Source organism: Mesorhizobium montanum (assembly GCF_033977145.1).
GTDB classification, from domain to species: domain Bacteria; phylum Pseudomonadota; class Alphaproteobacteria; order Rhizobiales; family Rhizobiaceae; genus Mesorhizobium; species Mesorhizobium montanum.
Genome location: NZ_JAVIJF010000015.1, coordinates 1 through 15,389, shown reverse-complemented (window position 1 = coordinate 15,389; position 15,389 = coordinate 1). Strand labels below are relative to the sequence as shown.

The following is a 15,389-nucleotide window of genomic DNA, read 5'->3' as shown; positions in this document are numbered from 1 at the left end:
CGCCTTTGGCGGGGGCGAGGAAACCTAAGTCCAGAAGTCCTTTGACTTCGGCCGCTCCGGCCATACCTTTGCGGAGGTCGTTCCAGCGGAGGCATCATGCGGTCCAAGTTGAAGCTAGTCCCTCTCCTCCTCCTGGCGCTCGCCGCCTTCACGCAGCCGGCCTTCGCCGAAACACCGGAACGGCCGCCGCCGGCCGGCGGCGTGCTGTCGCTGTTGCCGCCGCCGCAGGTGACCGAGCATTCCATCACGCTTGGCGGGCGCAAGCTGGATTACCAGGCCAAGGCCGGCACGCTGTCGCTTCTGTCCGGCAAGGGCGAGGTAACGGCCGAGATTTTTTATGTCGCCTACACGCAGCAGTCGCCCGCCCCGGCGAAGGAGCGTCCGATCACCTTCGTCTTCAACGGCGGGCCAGGGGCGGCGTCGGCTTACCTGCATCTCGGCGCGATCGGGCCGCGCATCGTCGAGACCGCCGCCGACGGCGAGTTCCTGCGGCCGCCGCAAAAGCTCATCGACAATCCCGACAGCTGGCTCGACATGAGCGATCTCGTCTTCGTCGATCCGGTCGGCACCGGCTACAGCCGCGAAGCGCCGGGGCATGAACCCAAGGAATTCTGGAGCGTGGACGCGGACGCCAGTTCGGTCGGCGCCTTCATCCGGCTCTATCTGGCGCAGAACGGCCGCACCGGATCGCCGCTGTTCCTCGCCGGCGAGAGCTATGGCGGGTTTCGCGCGGCGCTGCTTGCCCGAACGCTGCAGGAGGATGTCGGCCTGAGCCCCAGCGGCATCGTGCTGATCTCGCCGGCGCTGGAGTTCATGCTGGTGCGGCCCGACCAGTTCGACCAGCTGCACTGGGCGCTCGAGCTGCCTTCCCTGGCGGCGACGAGGCTGAAGGGCGACGGCGTGACCGGTGACGCGCTGCGCGACAGGCTGGCCGAGGTCGAGCATTACGCGCTCGGCGACTACCTGACGGCGTTGAACACCGGGCTCGATCAAGGCGGCAAGCTGGCCAGCGGGCGCGTTTCGGAGATCACCGGCCTGCCGCTCGAGCTCGTTCAACGCAATTTCGCCCGCATCCCCATCGGGCTTTTCGCCAAGGAATTCCAGCGCGCCAAGGGCAAGGTGCTCAGCCCTTATGACGCCATGATCGGCACCGCCGACATCGCGCCGCAAAGCGCGCATGACGCCGGTCCCGATCCGGTGCTCGACCGCAGCGTTCCGGTTCTCACCTCCGCCTTCGTCGCCTATGCCCGTGACGAATTGAACTACCGCACCGATGTCAGCTACCGGCTGCTCAATGGCGAGATCAGCCGCAACTGGGATTACGGCACCTCGGGCCAGGGCTATGCCGGCGTGATGAACGACCTGCAGCGGGCGCGCTCGCTCAACCCTGCCCTCGGCGTCGTCATCGTCAACGGCTACACCGACCTCGTCACGCCCTATCTGGCCTCGCGCTATCTGGTGAACCAGGTTCCCGCGCTATCCGACGCCAAGCCGATCCGGCTCGACGTCGTCGACGGAGGCCATATGATGTATCTGCGGCCGGACGGACGGCGCGCGCTGAAGGACGCGGCATCGGAGCTCTACCAGGCGACGCAATAGGCCCGATGATCTGCATTGCGCAGCTACGTTAGATATCAAACTTGCCAAAATGCAGGCTTGCAACTTTCGGCACCTTGACACCCTCTTGCTCTAATACCTTTAGAATAACCCTGCCGCATAGCGTTACAGCATCTACAGCCAATTTACTGATCCTATGATCGTCTATTGCGAGCGTACCATGAAACAGTCCACTACGAATACCGTATAGATAGTCCCATTCTTTCTTCAATTCATCTAATTTTGTTCGTGTTAAAACGCGCACGACCCCTTGTCGTAGCCCGATCCGATGAAGACTTCGGCGCAACGCATCAGCCACCTCCAAGCTCTCTAAATCATTTTCACTTGCGTCTTTTTCTGTTTGTTCAGCAAGCTTCTCGATCAAAGCTGTCTGCGCCTTTGTCCAAGTCTCATCTTGGCCAAGTGCTTCAACTGCAGAAAAGGCTAGAACGATCTGAGCGAGAGGTTGAGAGCTCATTAGTGCGAGATTTAGCACTCGCACTCCTTGAGTGACTGCCGTGATGGTCGTCGGGAGTGTTTCTGCAAGCTCCCTCAGTGCGCCAAGCAAATGGGCCGGATCGGCCGTGACCTGGGCCTTCATTTCCATGGTTGGGATACGGGTCTTATCATCGTCGGGTATGATCAAAAGACCATGAATGTCTGGTGCGAGTCGTTCATCCGGCTGAAGTAAGCCTATCGACCGGGCAAACTCCTCATTTACCCAAGAAGTAGGGAAGTCCGCTCCTACATCTGTCCCCAAGCGAGAACTGAGGGCCGCTATCTCCACGAGCAATCTTAGCCGAGCGCCAAAATTTTTGGCCTCCTCTTCTGTTGCGAATCCGCTGGCGGACAAAACAATCCACGTCGCTTGTGACAACGGCTGATCTTTTTGTTGAGATCTAATCGTTACTTCTTGCCCTGAGAGCGCAACTGATCGACTGAGCTCATCAGTTGTGAGAGGCTTTCCGATCCGCACACGAAGTCGAACACGAAATCCGATAGGTTTGTTCATAATCGTAATTCTTACTGCAGCGTGCGTTCCCTGCAATGAGTGTTTGTTCTTGCTGAGCTGCCCCAACGCAAGCGTTCGGCTGGAGTAGCACCAAGCAGGCATTCGCCCGTATAGCTGAAGAGCGTATCCGATTGGGCCCGGATCGCCTTTCACACAAGCCGAGCTGATACCATGGCCGATGTCGTCGTCCTTGAAAGCCGCGAAAGGGTGCTGGCCGGCATCCTGTTCACGGCCGCCGCCTATTTCCTGTTTTCAGCGCAGGATGCCTCGATCAAACTTTTGGTCGCCGGCATGACCGTCTGGCAGATTATGTTCGTCCGCTCGATCACCGTGCTCGCCGCCTGCGGCGCGATCGGCGGTCAAAGGCTTTTTGCCGATACGATTGACTCGCCGATCGTGCGGCCGATGCTGGCGCGCAGCGCCTTCACGCTCGCCGCTTGGCTTTGCTACTACAACGCCGCCCGCTCGCTGCAGCTGGCCGAACTCACCACCATCTATTACGCCGCGCCGATCATCGTCACCGTGCTTTCGGTGCTGATGCTGGGCGAGAAAGTGCCGCTCTTACGCTGGATTGCCGTGTTCATCGGCTTCGTCGGCGTCTTCATCGCCTGCGATCCGGCGCGCCTCGGCCTCTCGCTGCCGGTGCTGCTGGTGCTGGCCGCCGCGGTGCTCTGGGGCATTGCCGTGGTGCTGCTGCGCAAGACCGCCATGCAGGAGCGCACGATGATCCAGCTGGTGCTCAACAATTTCTATTTCCTGCTTTTCTCGGCAGTGCCGGCGGTGATCTGGTGGCATATGCCCGACGGGTTGCAGCTGCTGCTGCTCATCAGCGTCGGCGCGCTCGGCGGCGTGGCGCAATACATGCTGTTCGAAGGCATGAAGCGCGCACCGGTGTCGATCGTGGCGCCGTTCGAATACACCTCGCTGATCTGGGCCTTCGCGCTGGGCTTCGCCATCTGGGGCGACGTGCCGCGCAGCGAGGTGTTCGTGGGCGCGGCGCTGATCATCGGCGCCGGCCTGCTCATTGTCGGGAACGAGCATTTCCGCGCGCGGGACCAGGCCTCATGACAGAAGGCTGTCAGGAGCAACCCAATAGGCTGGCGCCATGACGAATACGCTCGACATGCCCGAAAAGCTTGCGCCTGCCGCCGCCGCGGACGTGGCTGCCGAGCGCACGCTCGGCATTATCCTCGTGTCGGCATCGGCAATCGCCTTCGCGCTGACCGGCGTGCTGACCAAGTCGATCCACGCCGATCCGCTGACCATCACCTGCTGGCGAGGCTTCTTCGGGTCGATCCTGATTACCTTCTACGTGCTGTGGCGTCGGCGCCGTTCGGGCAGGAGCGAGAGCCTCAGGCTCGGCTGGCGCGGCTGGCTGCTTGCGGTCGAGGGCGCGGCCGCCAGCATCGCCTTCATCTCGGCCTTCAAATTCACCTATGTCGCCAATGTCGCGGTCATCTACGCGACGTCGCCCTTCATCGCGGCGCTGCTCGCCTTCCTTTTGGTGCGGGAAAAATTCCGGCTGCAGACGATGGTTGCGGCCGCCGTTTCGCTTTGCGGCGTCGCCATCTTGGTGAGCGCCGGCCTCGGCAACGGCCATCTGTTCGGCGACGGGCTGGCGCTGCTGATGACCACCGGCAGCGCGCTCTACATGATCATGGTTCGTGCTTTCCGCGATTCGCCTGTCGTCTGGGCCGGCGCGGTCTCGGCCTTCCTGCTCTTCGTGCTCGGCTGGTTCGTCACTGATCCGCTGGCCGTCTCGGCCCGCGACGTGGCGCTGCTTGCCGCATTCGGCTGCTCCTTCGCCATGGCCTCGATCCTGTGGACGGAGGGCTCGAGGCTCATTCCTTCAGCCGAGGCCGGCCTGCTCGGTTCAGCCGAAGTGCCCTTCGCCATCCTGTTTGCCCTGCTGTTCCTCGGCGAAGTCCCGCCAATGGCCAGCGTTCTCGGCGGCGCCATCGTGCTTTGTGCGGTGTTTGCCCATGCCGGGCGCGACTGGCTGAAGGCCAAATCGGCGCGTTCGTAAAATTATTTTTGCTGAGTCACGGAACCATCGTTCGCGTGATACATTATTGGATCGACGGGTCACCCCCCAAGTCCCCCCAAACCCCTCGACCCGTCCGACTAGAAGCCGACCCGCAAAAGGTCGGCTTTTTCTTTGGGATTCCATGTTCGGGGAATTCTTGAGGGCGCCGCGGTTTCCGTTCAGGACGGCAATGCCAGGCCAGCGCCGAGCAATTCCGCCAGATCCCGCGCCGGGCGGGCGGCCTCCCGGCTGATCCGAATGGCGAAATCGGCCACCGGCAGTGACGGCAGGTCGAAATCGGGAGACGCTTCCACGATGCCGGAATGGGCGAAACGCCGGGTGCGCGGCGTCAGTGCGATGCCGGCATTGACCGCGGTGCGCAGGCCGGCAAGGCTGGCGCTGCCGGCGGCGATGCGATAGCGGCGGCCGGCGGCGTCGAGCACATCGAGCGCGGCCTCCCTGAAACCGCAATAGGGGTCGAGCAGCGCCAGCGGCACCGCTTCCTGCCGCGTCGCCAACCCTTTTTCCGAGCAGAGCCACAGCATCGGCTCGCTGATCAGGGCCGCTTCATCCGGCGATGCGGCATGACGCATGGTGATCGCGAGGTCGAGTTGGCCTGCCTGCAACGCCGACCCGAGTTCCAGCGAGCGGCCGACGCGCAGTTCGATCCTGACACGCGGATGACTGATGGCGAAGGCGCGCAACAGGTCGGGCAGGCCGCGATCGGCAAAGTCCTGCGTCGTGCCGATGGCGACGCGCCCGCCGGCGCGCGCGCCTTTCAGCGCCAGCCAGGCCTCGGTGTGGACGGCAAGGATGCGCCGCGCATGGCCGACAAGGTCCTCGCCGGCCGGCGTCAGCCCGCGGCCCCTGCCCTGCGGCGTGAGCAAGGGCTCGCCAACGATCTCCTCCAGCCGCTGCATCTGCGCGGTCACCGCCGACGGCGTGCGGCCAACGGTGGATGCAGCCTTGGCGAGCGAGCCACCGTCGACGAAGGCGAGGAAAGTCTTCAGGAGATCAGGATCTAGCGTTTCCATACTTCGATAGTATTGAAGTAATTATCAAAAACAATTCGATTTTTTTGATATTATGACGGTGGCACGGTCCTCGCATCGAAGGCGCAAGACGCCAAACCGAAGGAGAGAAAAATGCCGATCATCACTATCAGTGTCACCGGCAAGCCCGATGCCAAGCTGGCCGCCGCGATCGCCAAGGACATCACCGAGATCACCGCCGCGCAGTTACGCAAGGATCCGACCATCACCGCGGTCGTGGTCAACTACATCGATCCGCAGCACTGGTTCGCCGGCGGCAAGTCGCTTGCCGAGCACGGGGCCAACACGTTCTGGCTGGACATCAAGGTCGTCGACGGCACCAACACCAAGCTCGAGCTGGAGGCCTATCTCAAGGCTATCTTCGAGGCATTCGGCCGGCTGCTCAACGGCGTGCATGAGGAGAGTTATGCCTTGGTGCATGAAGTGCCGGCCGCGGCCTATGGCTATGGCGGCAAGTCGCAGGAGTTCCGGTTCATCAGCGGCAGGCTGAAGGCGGCGTAGGGCATCTTACTCCTTCGCCCGCTACGACCCGACGGCCATCACGCTGGAGGATGAAGCCTTGTATCGAGCGCGAAATCCTCCTGGAGGTGCAGCCTGCAAAGGCTGCTCGCTCGGCCAGGATCGAACACGAGGTTCCAGCTATGCTGGGATACCGCGCTGGGAATTAGAAAGAACGGATGCTTGGCAAGTACACTGTCGCCAAATTGCTGTTGTCCCGCACCGGGAATGCCCGGACGCAGCCAGTTGGCGTTCGGAACATCACCAACTCCTACCACATGAAGCTTTGACGGATCGGTGATTTCGAATGCCGTCAGCACGTGAGGAACAGTATCAAGCGTGCGAAATCCCTTGTGGACCGCCACCTCGAGAATGGCGGTCGATGGGTCAATGGACGCGTACACGGCCCTGAAACCTTTGCTGTTCCACCTTCCCCCGAGTTTGAAGGCTCCCTCACCGCTGTCCCACGTTGCCTGGAAACGTTTGTGGTCAAGTCTCCAGCCGACGACGTCTCCCGTTCCAAGAGAACCAGGCAGGGGCGTCACGCGTAGACACCATAGTCGAGCCGCTCAAGAAACTCTTGGACAAGTATTGTACCCGCCGCCGTGGCCAGCAGATCGATCGGCCGCCGGTTGTCCAAGCCCATCGCGGGCTCAATCATCCATTTCTCAGCCTCCTCCTGGGTTCCAAGAACCGACGTGGCCTTCGTGAGAATCCTGGCGAAATTCCAGGTTCTGGAGCCTTGCTCCCTATTGAGGGTCCGGGAGTGATCCGATTTATGCCGCTGGAATGTCCGCTCGCTCATTCCGAGGGCCGTCTCGAACGCATCGGCAGGATCAATGATGGTCAGGTGCCTGACAAGGCTTTCCAAGGCCTGGCCTGGAATTCCATGCAGAATCATTTCATGGGCCTCGAGCGGACTGGACACGGAAAATCCAAGAACTTTCGGCCCGCCGAACAGGTCGACCAGTCGTTCGAACTCCGGCTCCATGCGTGGTGCTTCAGCAAACCCTGTTGGGAAATTAGCCATGCCCATTTCTCCGTCATGTGTCACTTTATTTACGACACGTGTCGCAATCTTTCAAGTCATGGCACCGATCTTTTGGGCTCATCGCTGCGCTAGCGTAAAATCGAAGCGCCAATCGGTCGTGCACCCCCGCATTGACCTTCCCCCGACTTCCGCTACCCTCTGCCACCGAAGCGGCCGCTCTAGAGCCGCGCTGGAGGAGACTGGGAGAGAGCGGCATGATCCTGACCCTGGCGCTGCTGGCGGGCCTTGTCTTTGCCTGGCTTCTGATCGCAACGATCGAACGATTCCGGCTCGACCTGCGTTTCACCCAGGCACTGCTCTACGTGCCGTTCAAGCTCGCCTACCGCATCGCCGACAACCGCATCCGCATTGCCCGAAGCGCCAAGACGCCGGTCATCTATGTGGTCTCGCACCAGTCGCGCATCGAGCCGGCGCTGATGCTGTCGCTGCTTCCCGACGATACCCTGCACATTCTGGACGACGCTTCGGCGCGCTCGCCCTGGCTGGAGCCGTGGCGCGAACTCGCCCGCACCATCGCCTTCAATGCCGAGCACGTCTTCGTCAGCCGCCGGCTGGTGCGCGTGCTGAAGGGCAAGGGACGGCTCGCCGTCTATCTGCCCGACAATGTCGAGCCGGATGTCAAATCGTTCCGGCTGTTTCGCGCCATCACCCGCATCGCCATGCAGGCCGACGCGCGCATTGTGCCGATCTTCGTTGCAGGCTCGCGCGACCTGCCGGTGTCGCTGACGCCGGCCGACAAGGCGCCGCGCCACTGGTTCCCACGCCTGTCGGTGAGCGTCCTGGAGCCGATGACCATTGCCGAGCTGGTTGCGCGCAACCCCGACATGGCCTCCAACACCAACGCGCTGTTCGACCGTTTCGCCGAGGCGCGGCTCTACGGCACCAATCTCGACCGCGGCCTGTTCCTCGCCATGCGCGATGCGGCTGATCGTGTCGGCCCCTCGCATCCGATCATCGAGGATGTGATTTCGGGTTCGCTCTCCTACCGCAAGCTGTTCATCGGCGCGCGCGTGCTCGGCCGCCATTTCGAGACAGTGACGGCGCCGGGCGAAGCGGTCGGCGTGCTTTTGCCCAACGCCAATGGCGTGGTGCTGTCCTTCGTCGGCCTGATCTCCGCGGGGCGCGTGGCAGCGATGGTCAACTACACCGCCGGCCCGGCCAGCGTGACCGCGGCGATCCGCACCGCCGTCATCAGGACGGTTGTTTCATCCCGCGCCTTCATCGAAAAGGCGGGCATCGACGACATTGTCGCCGCGGTCGAGGCTGGTGGCGGCAAGATGCTGTGGCTGGAGGACGTGCGCGCCAGCGTGACGACCCTGGACAAGGTCGCCGCCGCGCTCTTGTGGCGCTTTCCGCTGCAGCGGCAGCAGGCGGGCAAACCGGCGGTGATCCTGTTCACCTCCGGCTCGGAAGGCACGCCGAAGGCGGTTGTCCTGTCGAACCGCAACCTGCTTGCCAATGTCATGCAGGCCGAGGCGCGCGTCTCGGTCTCGCCGGCCGACATCCTGCTCAACGTGCTGCCGGTGTTCCATTCCTTCGGCCTGACCGGCGGCACCATCCTGCCGCTGGTACTAGGTATAAAGTTGTTCCTCTACCCCTCGCCGCTGCACTACAAGATCATCCCGGAGATCGCCCGCAAGGTGAAGCCGACCGTGATGTTCGGCACCGACACGTTCCTTGCCAACTACGCCCGCACCGCCAAGGACGGCGACTTCTCCAGCCTGCGCTTCGTCGTGGCCGGCGCCGAAGCTGTGAAGCCTGAGACGCGGCGCACCTATCGCGACCGCTTCCAGGCCTCGATCGTCGAGGGCTTCGGCCTGACAGAGGCGGCACCCGTGGTGGCGGTGAACACCGCCATCCACAACCGCGACGGCACCGTCGGCCGGCCGCTGCCGGCGATCCGCATGAAGCTGGAACCGGTCGAAGGAATCGCCGAGGGCGGCCGGCTGTGGCTCGACGGGCCGAACATGATGATGGGCTACATAACCGCCGACCGCCCGGGCGAATTGCAGTCGCTGGAAGGCTGGCACGATACCGGCGACATCGTCTCGATCGATCGCGAGGGCTTCATCACCATCCGCGGCCGGGCAAAACGCTTCGCCAAGATCGCCGGCGAGATGGTGTCGCTGGGCGCCGTCGAGATGCTGGTGCAGTCGCTGTGGCCGGAAGAGCGCCACGCGGCGGTGGCGGTGCCGGACAAGAGGCGCGGCGAGCGCATCGTGCTGGTCACCACCGCCGGCGACGCCAATCCGGAGGAGCTGCGCCAGTTCGGCAAGAAGGCCGGCGCGGCCGAATTGATGGTGCCCAACGACATCGTCAAGGTCGACGAGATCCCGGTGCTGGGCTCCGGCAAGACGGATTATATCTCGGCGCGCAAGCTGGCGATCGACAAGTTGGGGCTGAGCGTGGCGGCATAATCCGCCGCTTGCTGATCTTCGATCCGCCTTAACCGGCACGGCCCTTGCCGTGCGCTCATGCCGCATGCCGGCGCGATAGACAATCGTGGGTGAGTGATTATTTACTCACCCACGCGAACGGAACGTGAGGAAGAGGCTGTGGCAAAAATCCTCGTCACCGGTGGCACAGGACACCTCGGGCGCGATCTCGTGCCGGCCCTGACGGTTTCAGGCTACGATGTCAGGCTGCTGGCGAGGAAGGGCCAAGCAGACAGGTCCGTTGAGTGGGTGATTGGAGATCTGGTAAGCGGGGTCGGTCTGGAGAACGCACTCCGTGGCGTCGACACGGTCATCCACGCAGCGACGCTGTCACCGATCGCCAGGCGTGGCATGAGGATCGTCGATTTCTTTTCCAGCCCATCCGCTGTCGATGTCGAAGGCACGAAGCATCTTCTCGCCGCATCGCAGCGCGCCGGCATCTCGCACTTTATTTTCGTGTCGATCGTCGGCCTCGCCCATAGCACCCTGCCCTACAGCCGCGTGAAACTGGCCGGTGAACGGCTGGTGCAGGAGTCGCCGCTTTCATGGTCGGTCATTCGCGCGACGCCTTTCTATTATCTCCTGGGCCAGATGCTGGCCGGCTTAAGATGGCTGCCGGTTTGGCCGCTGCCGACCTCGCCCTCAAATCCTGTCGATACGCGCGATGTCGCAAGCTACCTGGCCGAGGCGGTCAGCGACGGGGAACGCGGCATGCGCCCGGAGATCGGTGGGCCCGAGGTGCTGCCCTTCCCGACCCTGGCGCGGCAATATCGCGATGCGCTCGGCCTCAAGCGTCTCATCCTGCCGCTGCCCGTCAGCCGCAAGATGAGCTTGGCCCTCGGTCTGGTCGAAACCGGCGAGCGGCTTGGCGAAAGGACCTGGAGGGCGTGGCTATCTGAGCAAGGTGAGCCTTTCGCGAGGGTTCTGTCCTGATCGTGTTCGCCACCTCGTCGCTGGGAACGATCTTCGATTTGGCGCGGGAATGTTATTGTCGGTCGCGAATCCGGGCCGGCCAAGATCACATGATACAGGAACTGCATGAAACCGCCATCAACCGGACGTGAGCGCATTCTGCGCGAGGCGATCCGCCTGTTCGCCGAGCGCGGCTACGACCGCACGAGCGTTCCCGACATTCAGGAAGCCGCCGGGCTGTCGCGCGGTTCAGGTGCGCTCTATAAGCATTTCCCCTCGAAGGAAGCGCTGCTTGCCGCGGCGATCGACCAGTTCGTCGGCACGGCACGGGAAGGGCGGGCCGAGCTTGGCGAGACGACGCTTCCAATCGACCAGGAGACGCGGCGGCTGGTGGAGAGCATGCTGGAAAAGCTCGGCATCAACCGCGACGTGCTCAGGATCTTGTGGCGCGACCTTGAGCACTTCCCGGAACTGAAGGCTTCGGCGCGCAGCGAGGTCATGCAACGCACCTATCTCGCCGTCGCCGAATGGCTGCGGGATCACCAGCGGCGCGGCGAACTGCGCGCGCACGACAGCGAGGCTGTCGCAGCTGTCATCGTTGGCAGCGTCGCGATGTTTCGAGTCTTCGAAGCTATCTGGGGTGAGCGCGCGATCGACATCAGCGACGAACGGTTCGAGTCGGCCTGGAGCGATTTGCTGCTGCGCGGACTTCGACCTTAGCCGATATCCGAAGGCGGCACCTTCTCCCCTTCCAGCCGGGCGCGCTTGGAATAGGCGCGCACGCTGAACGGCAGGAAGAGCAGATAGCCGGCGACCGAGGCGGTCAGCGTGTACCAGGGGTAGGTCATCAACAAGAGGATGTAGAGCACCACGCCGAGGATGACCGGTAGCACCCTGTCGCCCGGCACCTTGACGCTTTTGCCCGAATAGACCGGCAGACGGCTGACCAGAAGGAAAGCGATGAGCACGGTGAAGCCGGTGGCGACGAAGGCGGCCGGCCTGGTGGGCTCCAGCCCGAGCCGCAGGAAATAGAGATAGAGCGGCAGCATGACCAGCACCGCGCCGGCCGGGGCCGGCACGCCGACGAAATATTCGGTCTGCCATGCGGGCTGGTCGGTGTCGTCGGCCAGCACGTTGAAGCGGGCAAGCCGCATGCCGCAGGCGATGGTGAACAGAAGTGCCGCGATCCAGCCGGGCGAGCCGGCGCGGTCGAGCAGGAAGGCGTAGAGCACCAGGGCCGGCGCCACGCCGAAATTGACGATGTCGGCCAGAGAATCCATCTGCGCGCCGAATTTCGAGGTGGCCTTCAGCATGCGCGCCAGCCGCCCGTCGATGCCGTCGAGGAAGGCGGCAAGCAGCACCATGACCACCGCGATCTCGAAGCGGCTCTCGAAGGCGAAGCGGATGCCCGAAAGGCCGGCGCAGATGGCAAGCACGGTGACCAGATTGGGCAGCACCATGCGCATCGGGATCTCGCGGATGCGCGGACCGCCGCTGGCATGGGCCTCGAATTTTTTGAACGGCGCGCCCAACGCTCAGGAAATCCTGACCAATGGCGTGACCGCCGTGCCGCCGAATTCGGCAAGCACGGTCTCGCCGCCGACCGCCGTCTGGCCGACCGCGACGCGCGGCACGGCGTTCGACGGCAGGAAGACGTCGACGCGCGAGCCGAAGCGGATCAGGCCGAAGCGTTCGCCGATGGCGATCGAACCGCCGGCCTCGGCCCAGCAGACGATGCGCCGCGCCACCAGCCCGGCGATCTGCACGGCGGCAATCGTGCCGTTGGGGCTGTCGATGACGAGGCCGTTGCGCTCGTTCTCGGCGCTTGCCTTGTCGAGCTCTGCATTGAGGAATTTTCCTGGCTTATGCTCGATGCGCGTGATCCGGCCGCGCACCGGGGCGCGGTTGATGTGGCAGGAAAACACGTTCATGAACACCGAAATGCGGGTCATCTCGTCCGAGCCGAGACCAAGCTCGCTCGGCGGCACGGCAGGGCCGACCGCCGAAATCACGCCATCGGCCGGGCTCACCACCAGCCGGTCGTCGACCGGAGTGACACGCTCGGGATCGCGGTAGAAATAGATGCACCATGCGGTGAGGATCAGGCCGATCCAGAACAGGATCGATGAGAAATAGCCGAGAAACAGCGTTGCCGCGGCGAAGGCGGCGATGAAGGGATAGCCTTCGCGATGGATCGGAACGAACGTATTCTTGACCGAGTCGAGAAGCGTCATAGGGCTCAAGGGCTGTTTCACGTTGCGCCTCAATAGCGGAAAGCCCCCCTCGCCGCAACGCAACAATAGGGAGAGGCTTAACCCGCCGCAGCGTAGCGATAAAAATACTCGGCGGGTTCAGGCATCATGGCTTCAGCGAGCCCTTCATCGTCTTTGCCACGCAATGGCACACTGCCGCTCGACGGGGAAAAGTAGCGCGGCACAATCGAGACGACCAGCCCAGATTAGTTGGCACCATCGGCTTCGGCGCGTGTAAAATGTTCTTCGATCTCAAGCCTATGGGCGTCCGCCAGCGGATCTTCGGCCGAACTTAAGAGCATGCTTCCGTTGGGGGCGGATACCAAAAACAGTAGTCTACCGCCAGCAGCAACTGTCCAACTGACGACCGATCCTCCCTCTCTCGGAATCAGCATCGATGGCGCGGCAACTGCTCCTGCCGTATCTATTTCGGCCCTACGCAAAAGGAGGTCCAGGGCTGCCGGTGCCTGATAGACTTCAGCCAATTTGATGACGGTCGCTATTGAATCAGCGCCGACATGAGACAGCTTCAGGCCGACACGAGGAGCACCTTCGCCAAGTAACTCATCGATACTGTCGATCGGTCCAAGGTCGAGTTGCGGCTCCGTGCCATCAGCAGCAAGATACTGGGTACGCAGCCGCATGCGTTGGCGTGACTACGCACAAGAGCACGCTGCCGGCATTGGTTACCACAGGGAATGCCATCTGCTTCTCGCCGTCTATGTCCAACATCCTTCCTTCGCCGACCCCGAGTTTCACCTCGGGCTGCCGCAAGCCTGCACAGGCAAGACCGATACCCACTTGAAGTCGACTCGTCATCACTGCCTTCAGATGGAACACCGATCGGTGACGCAACAGAGGCTCTCGTCTAGGGTTAGCCATTACAACGTCGAGAATGGCCTCTTGGCATTCGCCATCGTCGACAATCTCCAGTTCAGGCCACGAGGCGATCCAACCCACAGCGCGCGCAAGCAGCGGGACGCTGTCTTCCTCCTCGTGAAAAAGATCGTCAAGTCTATCAAGGAAACTAGCACGGCCACCGTCAAATCCAGTTTGTTCCTCCGCTTCTTTGGGATGTTCGCTGACCCAAGCAACCATTTGCTCTAAAACAGCCAAATGATTTGTTGCTCGCATTCCAGCAAGAGCCAAACGTGCATCAGAGGTAATTTTGTCGAACCCACCACGGTAGTTGCGGATAAACTGGCTATGGCCGCCATTAGTTACTTCCAAGCCGTATAGGTATGTGTGAAAAAATTGCCTCGCCGATGCCGGTATTTCGTGATCTTCGTAGAGGCCCTGATCAAGCATCGTGTTTACGAAATCCATGACCGCGGTCACGAGACCAGCAACGTAGTTCTCCTTAGCAGCGCGTTCGACTGCCGAAAACGGGACAATAACTGAAGACACGTACGGGCGGGTCGTAGGCTGTTCGGAGCGGTCCGCCGAAACCGCTGTCGACTGCTGTAGCCTATTCCTCCGCGTAAAAATTCCGAACATTCCAGAGGCTTTCTTGTCAACATCAAAGCAATACCGAATGACCAGATTATATCGGGCAGAATATCATGTACAAGAGCGAATAAGAGGCACCGTGAAACCTATTTCACCATGTCTGACTTATGGATAATTTGGTGACCATTCCAAAAAAAGCCAATCGAGGCTTCTTGAGGAATTCAGCGTAGCGACGCAAAGCTGAAATTGCCATGCGGAGCCTGTCGGCGCGCTGAGCGAAAGATGCTGTTCATCATCGCAACGGAGTGGCGCGGTTTCGAGCATATGATGCATGAGGTCCGCAGCGGCCAGGTGCTCGGCATCGAGGCGCGTCGGCACCTGGCGTCGGTTTCCCTTACAGTTCGGCCAAACGCTGGTAGTTGGCGATATCGGCCTTGACGCCGAGGCGCGCTATCGTTTCCTGCGCGCTGAAGGCGATGCGCTCATGCGCAGCTTTGACGATCGGCACCACCTTGTCGACGGCGGCCTGGCTTTCCCACTCGACCATGGTCACGATGTTGAACTCGCCCGGGCCGGAGACCTGCTCGAGCAGGAAATCCTGCGCGAAGCCTTCCTGCTGGCGCAACAGTTCATGCGTCATCCTGGCCTTGCCTAGGATTTCGTCGCGCGCTGCCGCGGGCACCACGAATTTGTCGACCCGGAACACGCTGCCGTTGCGCTGATTTTTGGTGCTCATTTCCGTCTCCATTTTTTTGTTTGGCAGGAGGCTCAGAGACGGTTTGCAAGCTCAACATAGGTTGAGGTCAAGAGGGATTTTCACCCTCTCCTTCTCCCCTTGTGGGAGAAGGTGGACACGGCGCGCAGCGCCGAGACGGATGAGGGGTGCGTGACGGAGCGGGGCGCCGGAAATCTGCCGCAGGCGCCAAGCTGGAACACCCCTCATCCGGCCGAGCTTCGCTCGGCCACCTTCTCCCACAAGGGGCTAGCGTGCGCACACATTTGCTTCGTGTTTGATGTCAAGGGGATGTCGCGTTGGCTGTGTTGGGGGTTGAAGGGCTGGAATCGTATGTGATTCTGTAGTTGCCATTGTTGATTCGGGAGGTTTC

General features: G+C 62.0%; 16 protein-coding genes. 7 read left to right on the top strand and 9 right to left on the bottom strand.

All coding sequences use genetic code 11. The features are described 5' to 3' along the window. Positions 1-96 precede the first annotated feature (96 nt). Entirely contained in the window at positions 97-1,599 is a 1,503-nt protein-coding gene (locus tag RFM68_RS20335; protein ID WP_320234791.1) for a S10 family peptidase, read from the top strand. Positions 1,600-1,627: 28 nt separating this feature from the next. Here the strand turns inward: RFM68_RS20335 and RFM68_RS20330 are convergent, their stop codons facing one another. Then, entirely contained in the window at positions 1,628-2,608 is a 981-nt protein-coding gene (locus RFM68_RS20330) for a hypothetical protein (RefSeq protein ID WP_320234790.1), read from the bottom strand. A 171-nt stretch (positions 2,609-2,779) separates the two neighbouring features. Here RFM68_RS20330 and RFM68_RS20325 point away from each other — a divergent pair, with 171 nt between their 5' ends. Beyond that, a complete protein-coding gene (locus RFM68_RS20325; protein WP_320234789.1) occupies positions 2,780-3,676 on the top strand; it encodes a DMT family transporter in 897 nt (298 codons plus the stop codon). A 55-nt stretch (positions 3,677-3,731) separates the two neighbouring features. Continuing rightward, positions 3,732-4,634 (top strand): DMT family transporter, encoded by a 903-nt coding sequence (locus RFM68_RS20320; RefSeq protein WP_320234967.1) that lies wholly within the window; start codon positions 3,732-3,734, stop codon positions 4,632-4,634. A gap of 179 nt (positions 4,635-4,813) precedes the next feature. Here the strand turns inward: RFM68_RS20320 and RFM68_RS20315 are convergent, their stop codons facing one another. Further along, entirely contained in the window at positions 4,814-5,668 is an 855-nt protein-coding gene (locus RFM68_RS20315) for a LysR substrate-binding domain-containing protein (RefSeq protein WP_320234788.1), read from the bottom strand. Between the two features lie 111 nt (positions 5,669-5,779). Here RFM68_RS20315 and RFM68_RS20310 point away from each other — a divergent pair, with 111 nt between their 5' ends. After that, complete coding sequence (locus tag RFM68_RS20310) at positions 5,780-6,187, top strand: tautomerase family protein (protein WP_320234787.1); 408 nt, start codon at positions 5,780-5,782, stop codon at positions 6,185-6,187. A gap of 38 nt (positions 6,188-6,225) precedes the next feature. Here the strand turns inward: RFM68_RS20310 and RFM68_RS20305 are convergent, their stop codons facing one another. Both RFM68_RS20305 and RFM68_RS20300 read right to left on the bottom strand, forming a co-directional pair. Continuing rightward, positions 6,226-6,729, bottom strand: coding sequence for an RES family NAD+ phosphorylase (locus tag RFM68_RS20305; RefSeq protein WP_320234786.1), 504 nt, complete (start codon positions 6,727-6,729; stop codon positions 6,226-6,228). Continuing rightward, on the bottom strand, positions 6,726-7,214 hold the full coding sequence (locus RFM68_RS20300; protein ID WP_320234785.1) for an Xre family toxin-antitoxin system antitoxin: 489 nt from the start codon (positions 7,212-7,214) through the stop codon (positions 6,726-6,728). The genes RFM68_RS20305 and RFM68_RS20300 overlap by 4 nt, the downstream gene beginning before the upstream one ends. Before the next feature lie 215 nt (positions 7,215-7,429). On the opposite strand from RFM68_RS20300, the gene RFM68_RS20295 reads away from it, so the two are divergent. From RFM68_RS20295 to RFM68_RS20285, 3 genes are all read left to right on the top strand, one after another. Continuing rightward, positions 7,430-9,652: an AMP-binding protein gene (locus RFM68_RS20295; RefSeq protein WP_320234784.1), complete on the top strand. Its 2,223-nt coding sequence runs from the start codon at positions 7,430-7,432 to the stop codon at positions 9,650-9,652. Between the two features lie 138 nt (positions 9,653-9,790). Then, a complete protein-coding gene (locus RFM68_RS20290) occupies positions 9,791-10,603 on the top strand; it encodes an SDR family oxidoreductase (RefSeq protein ID WP_320234783.1) in 813 nt (270 codons plus the stop codon). Positions 10,604-10,708: 105 nt separating this feature from the next. Next, on the top strand, positions 10,709-11,302 hold the full coding sequence (locus RFM68_RS20285) for a TetR/AcrR family transcriptional regulator (RefSeq protein ID WP_320234782.1): 594 nt from the start codon (positions 10,709-10,711) through the stop codon (positions 11,300-11,302). Here RFM68_RS20285 and RFM68_RS20280 read toward each other — a convergent pair. The 5 genes from RFM68_RS20280 to RFM68_RS20260 all read right to left on the bottom strand — a co-directional run bounded on the left by RFM68_RS20280 (position 11,299) and on the right by RFM68_RS20260 (position 15,019). Further along, the gene (locus tag RFM68_RS20280) at positions 11,299-12,114 is read right to left on the bottom strand and encodes a CDP-alcohol phosphatidyltransferase family protein (protein WP_430694895.1); all 816 of its coding nucleotides are present in this window, start codon (positions 12,112-12,114) and stop codon (positions 11,299-11,301) included. The genes RFM68_RS20285 and RFM68_RS20280 overlap by 4 nt on opposite strands. 3 nt (positions 12,115-12,117) lie before the next feature. Beyond that, positions 12,118-12,825, bottom strand: a complete 708-nt coding sequence (locus tag RFM68_RS20275; RefSeq protein WP_320234965.1) for a phosphatidylserine decarboxylase — start codon at positions 12,823-12,825, stop codon at positions 12,118-12,120. A gap of 215 nt (positions 12,826-13,040) precedes the next feature. Then, positions 13,041-13,478 carry a hypothetical protein gene (locus tag RFM68_RS20270; RefSeq protein ID WP_320234781.1) on the bottom strand — a complete coding sequence of 146 codons (438 nt, stop codon included), beginning with the start codon at positions 13,476-13,478 and terminating at the stop codon, positions 13,041-13,043. Then, the gene (locus tag RFM68_RS20265) at positions 13,447-14,160 is read right to left on the bottom strand and encodes a DMP19 family protein (RefSeq protein ID WP_320234780.1); all 714 of its coding nucleotides are present in this window, start codon (positions 14,158-14,160) and stop codon (positions 13,447-13,449) included. The genes RFM68_RS20270 and RFM68_RS20265 overlap by 32 nt, the downstream gene beginning before the upstream one ends. Positions 14,161-14,677: 517 nt before the next feature. Further along, a complete protein-coding gene (locus RFM68_RS20260; protein WP_320234779.1) occupies positions 14,678-15,019 on the bottom strand; it encodes an antibiotic biosynthesis monooxygenase family protein in 342 nt (113 codons plus the stop codon). Positions 15,020-15,389 lie beyond the last annotated feature (370 nt).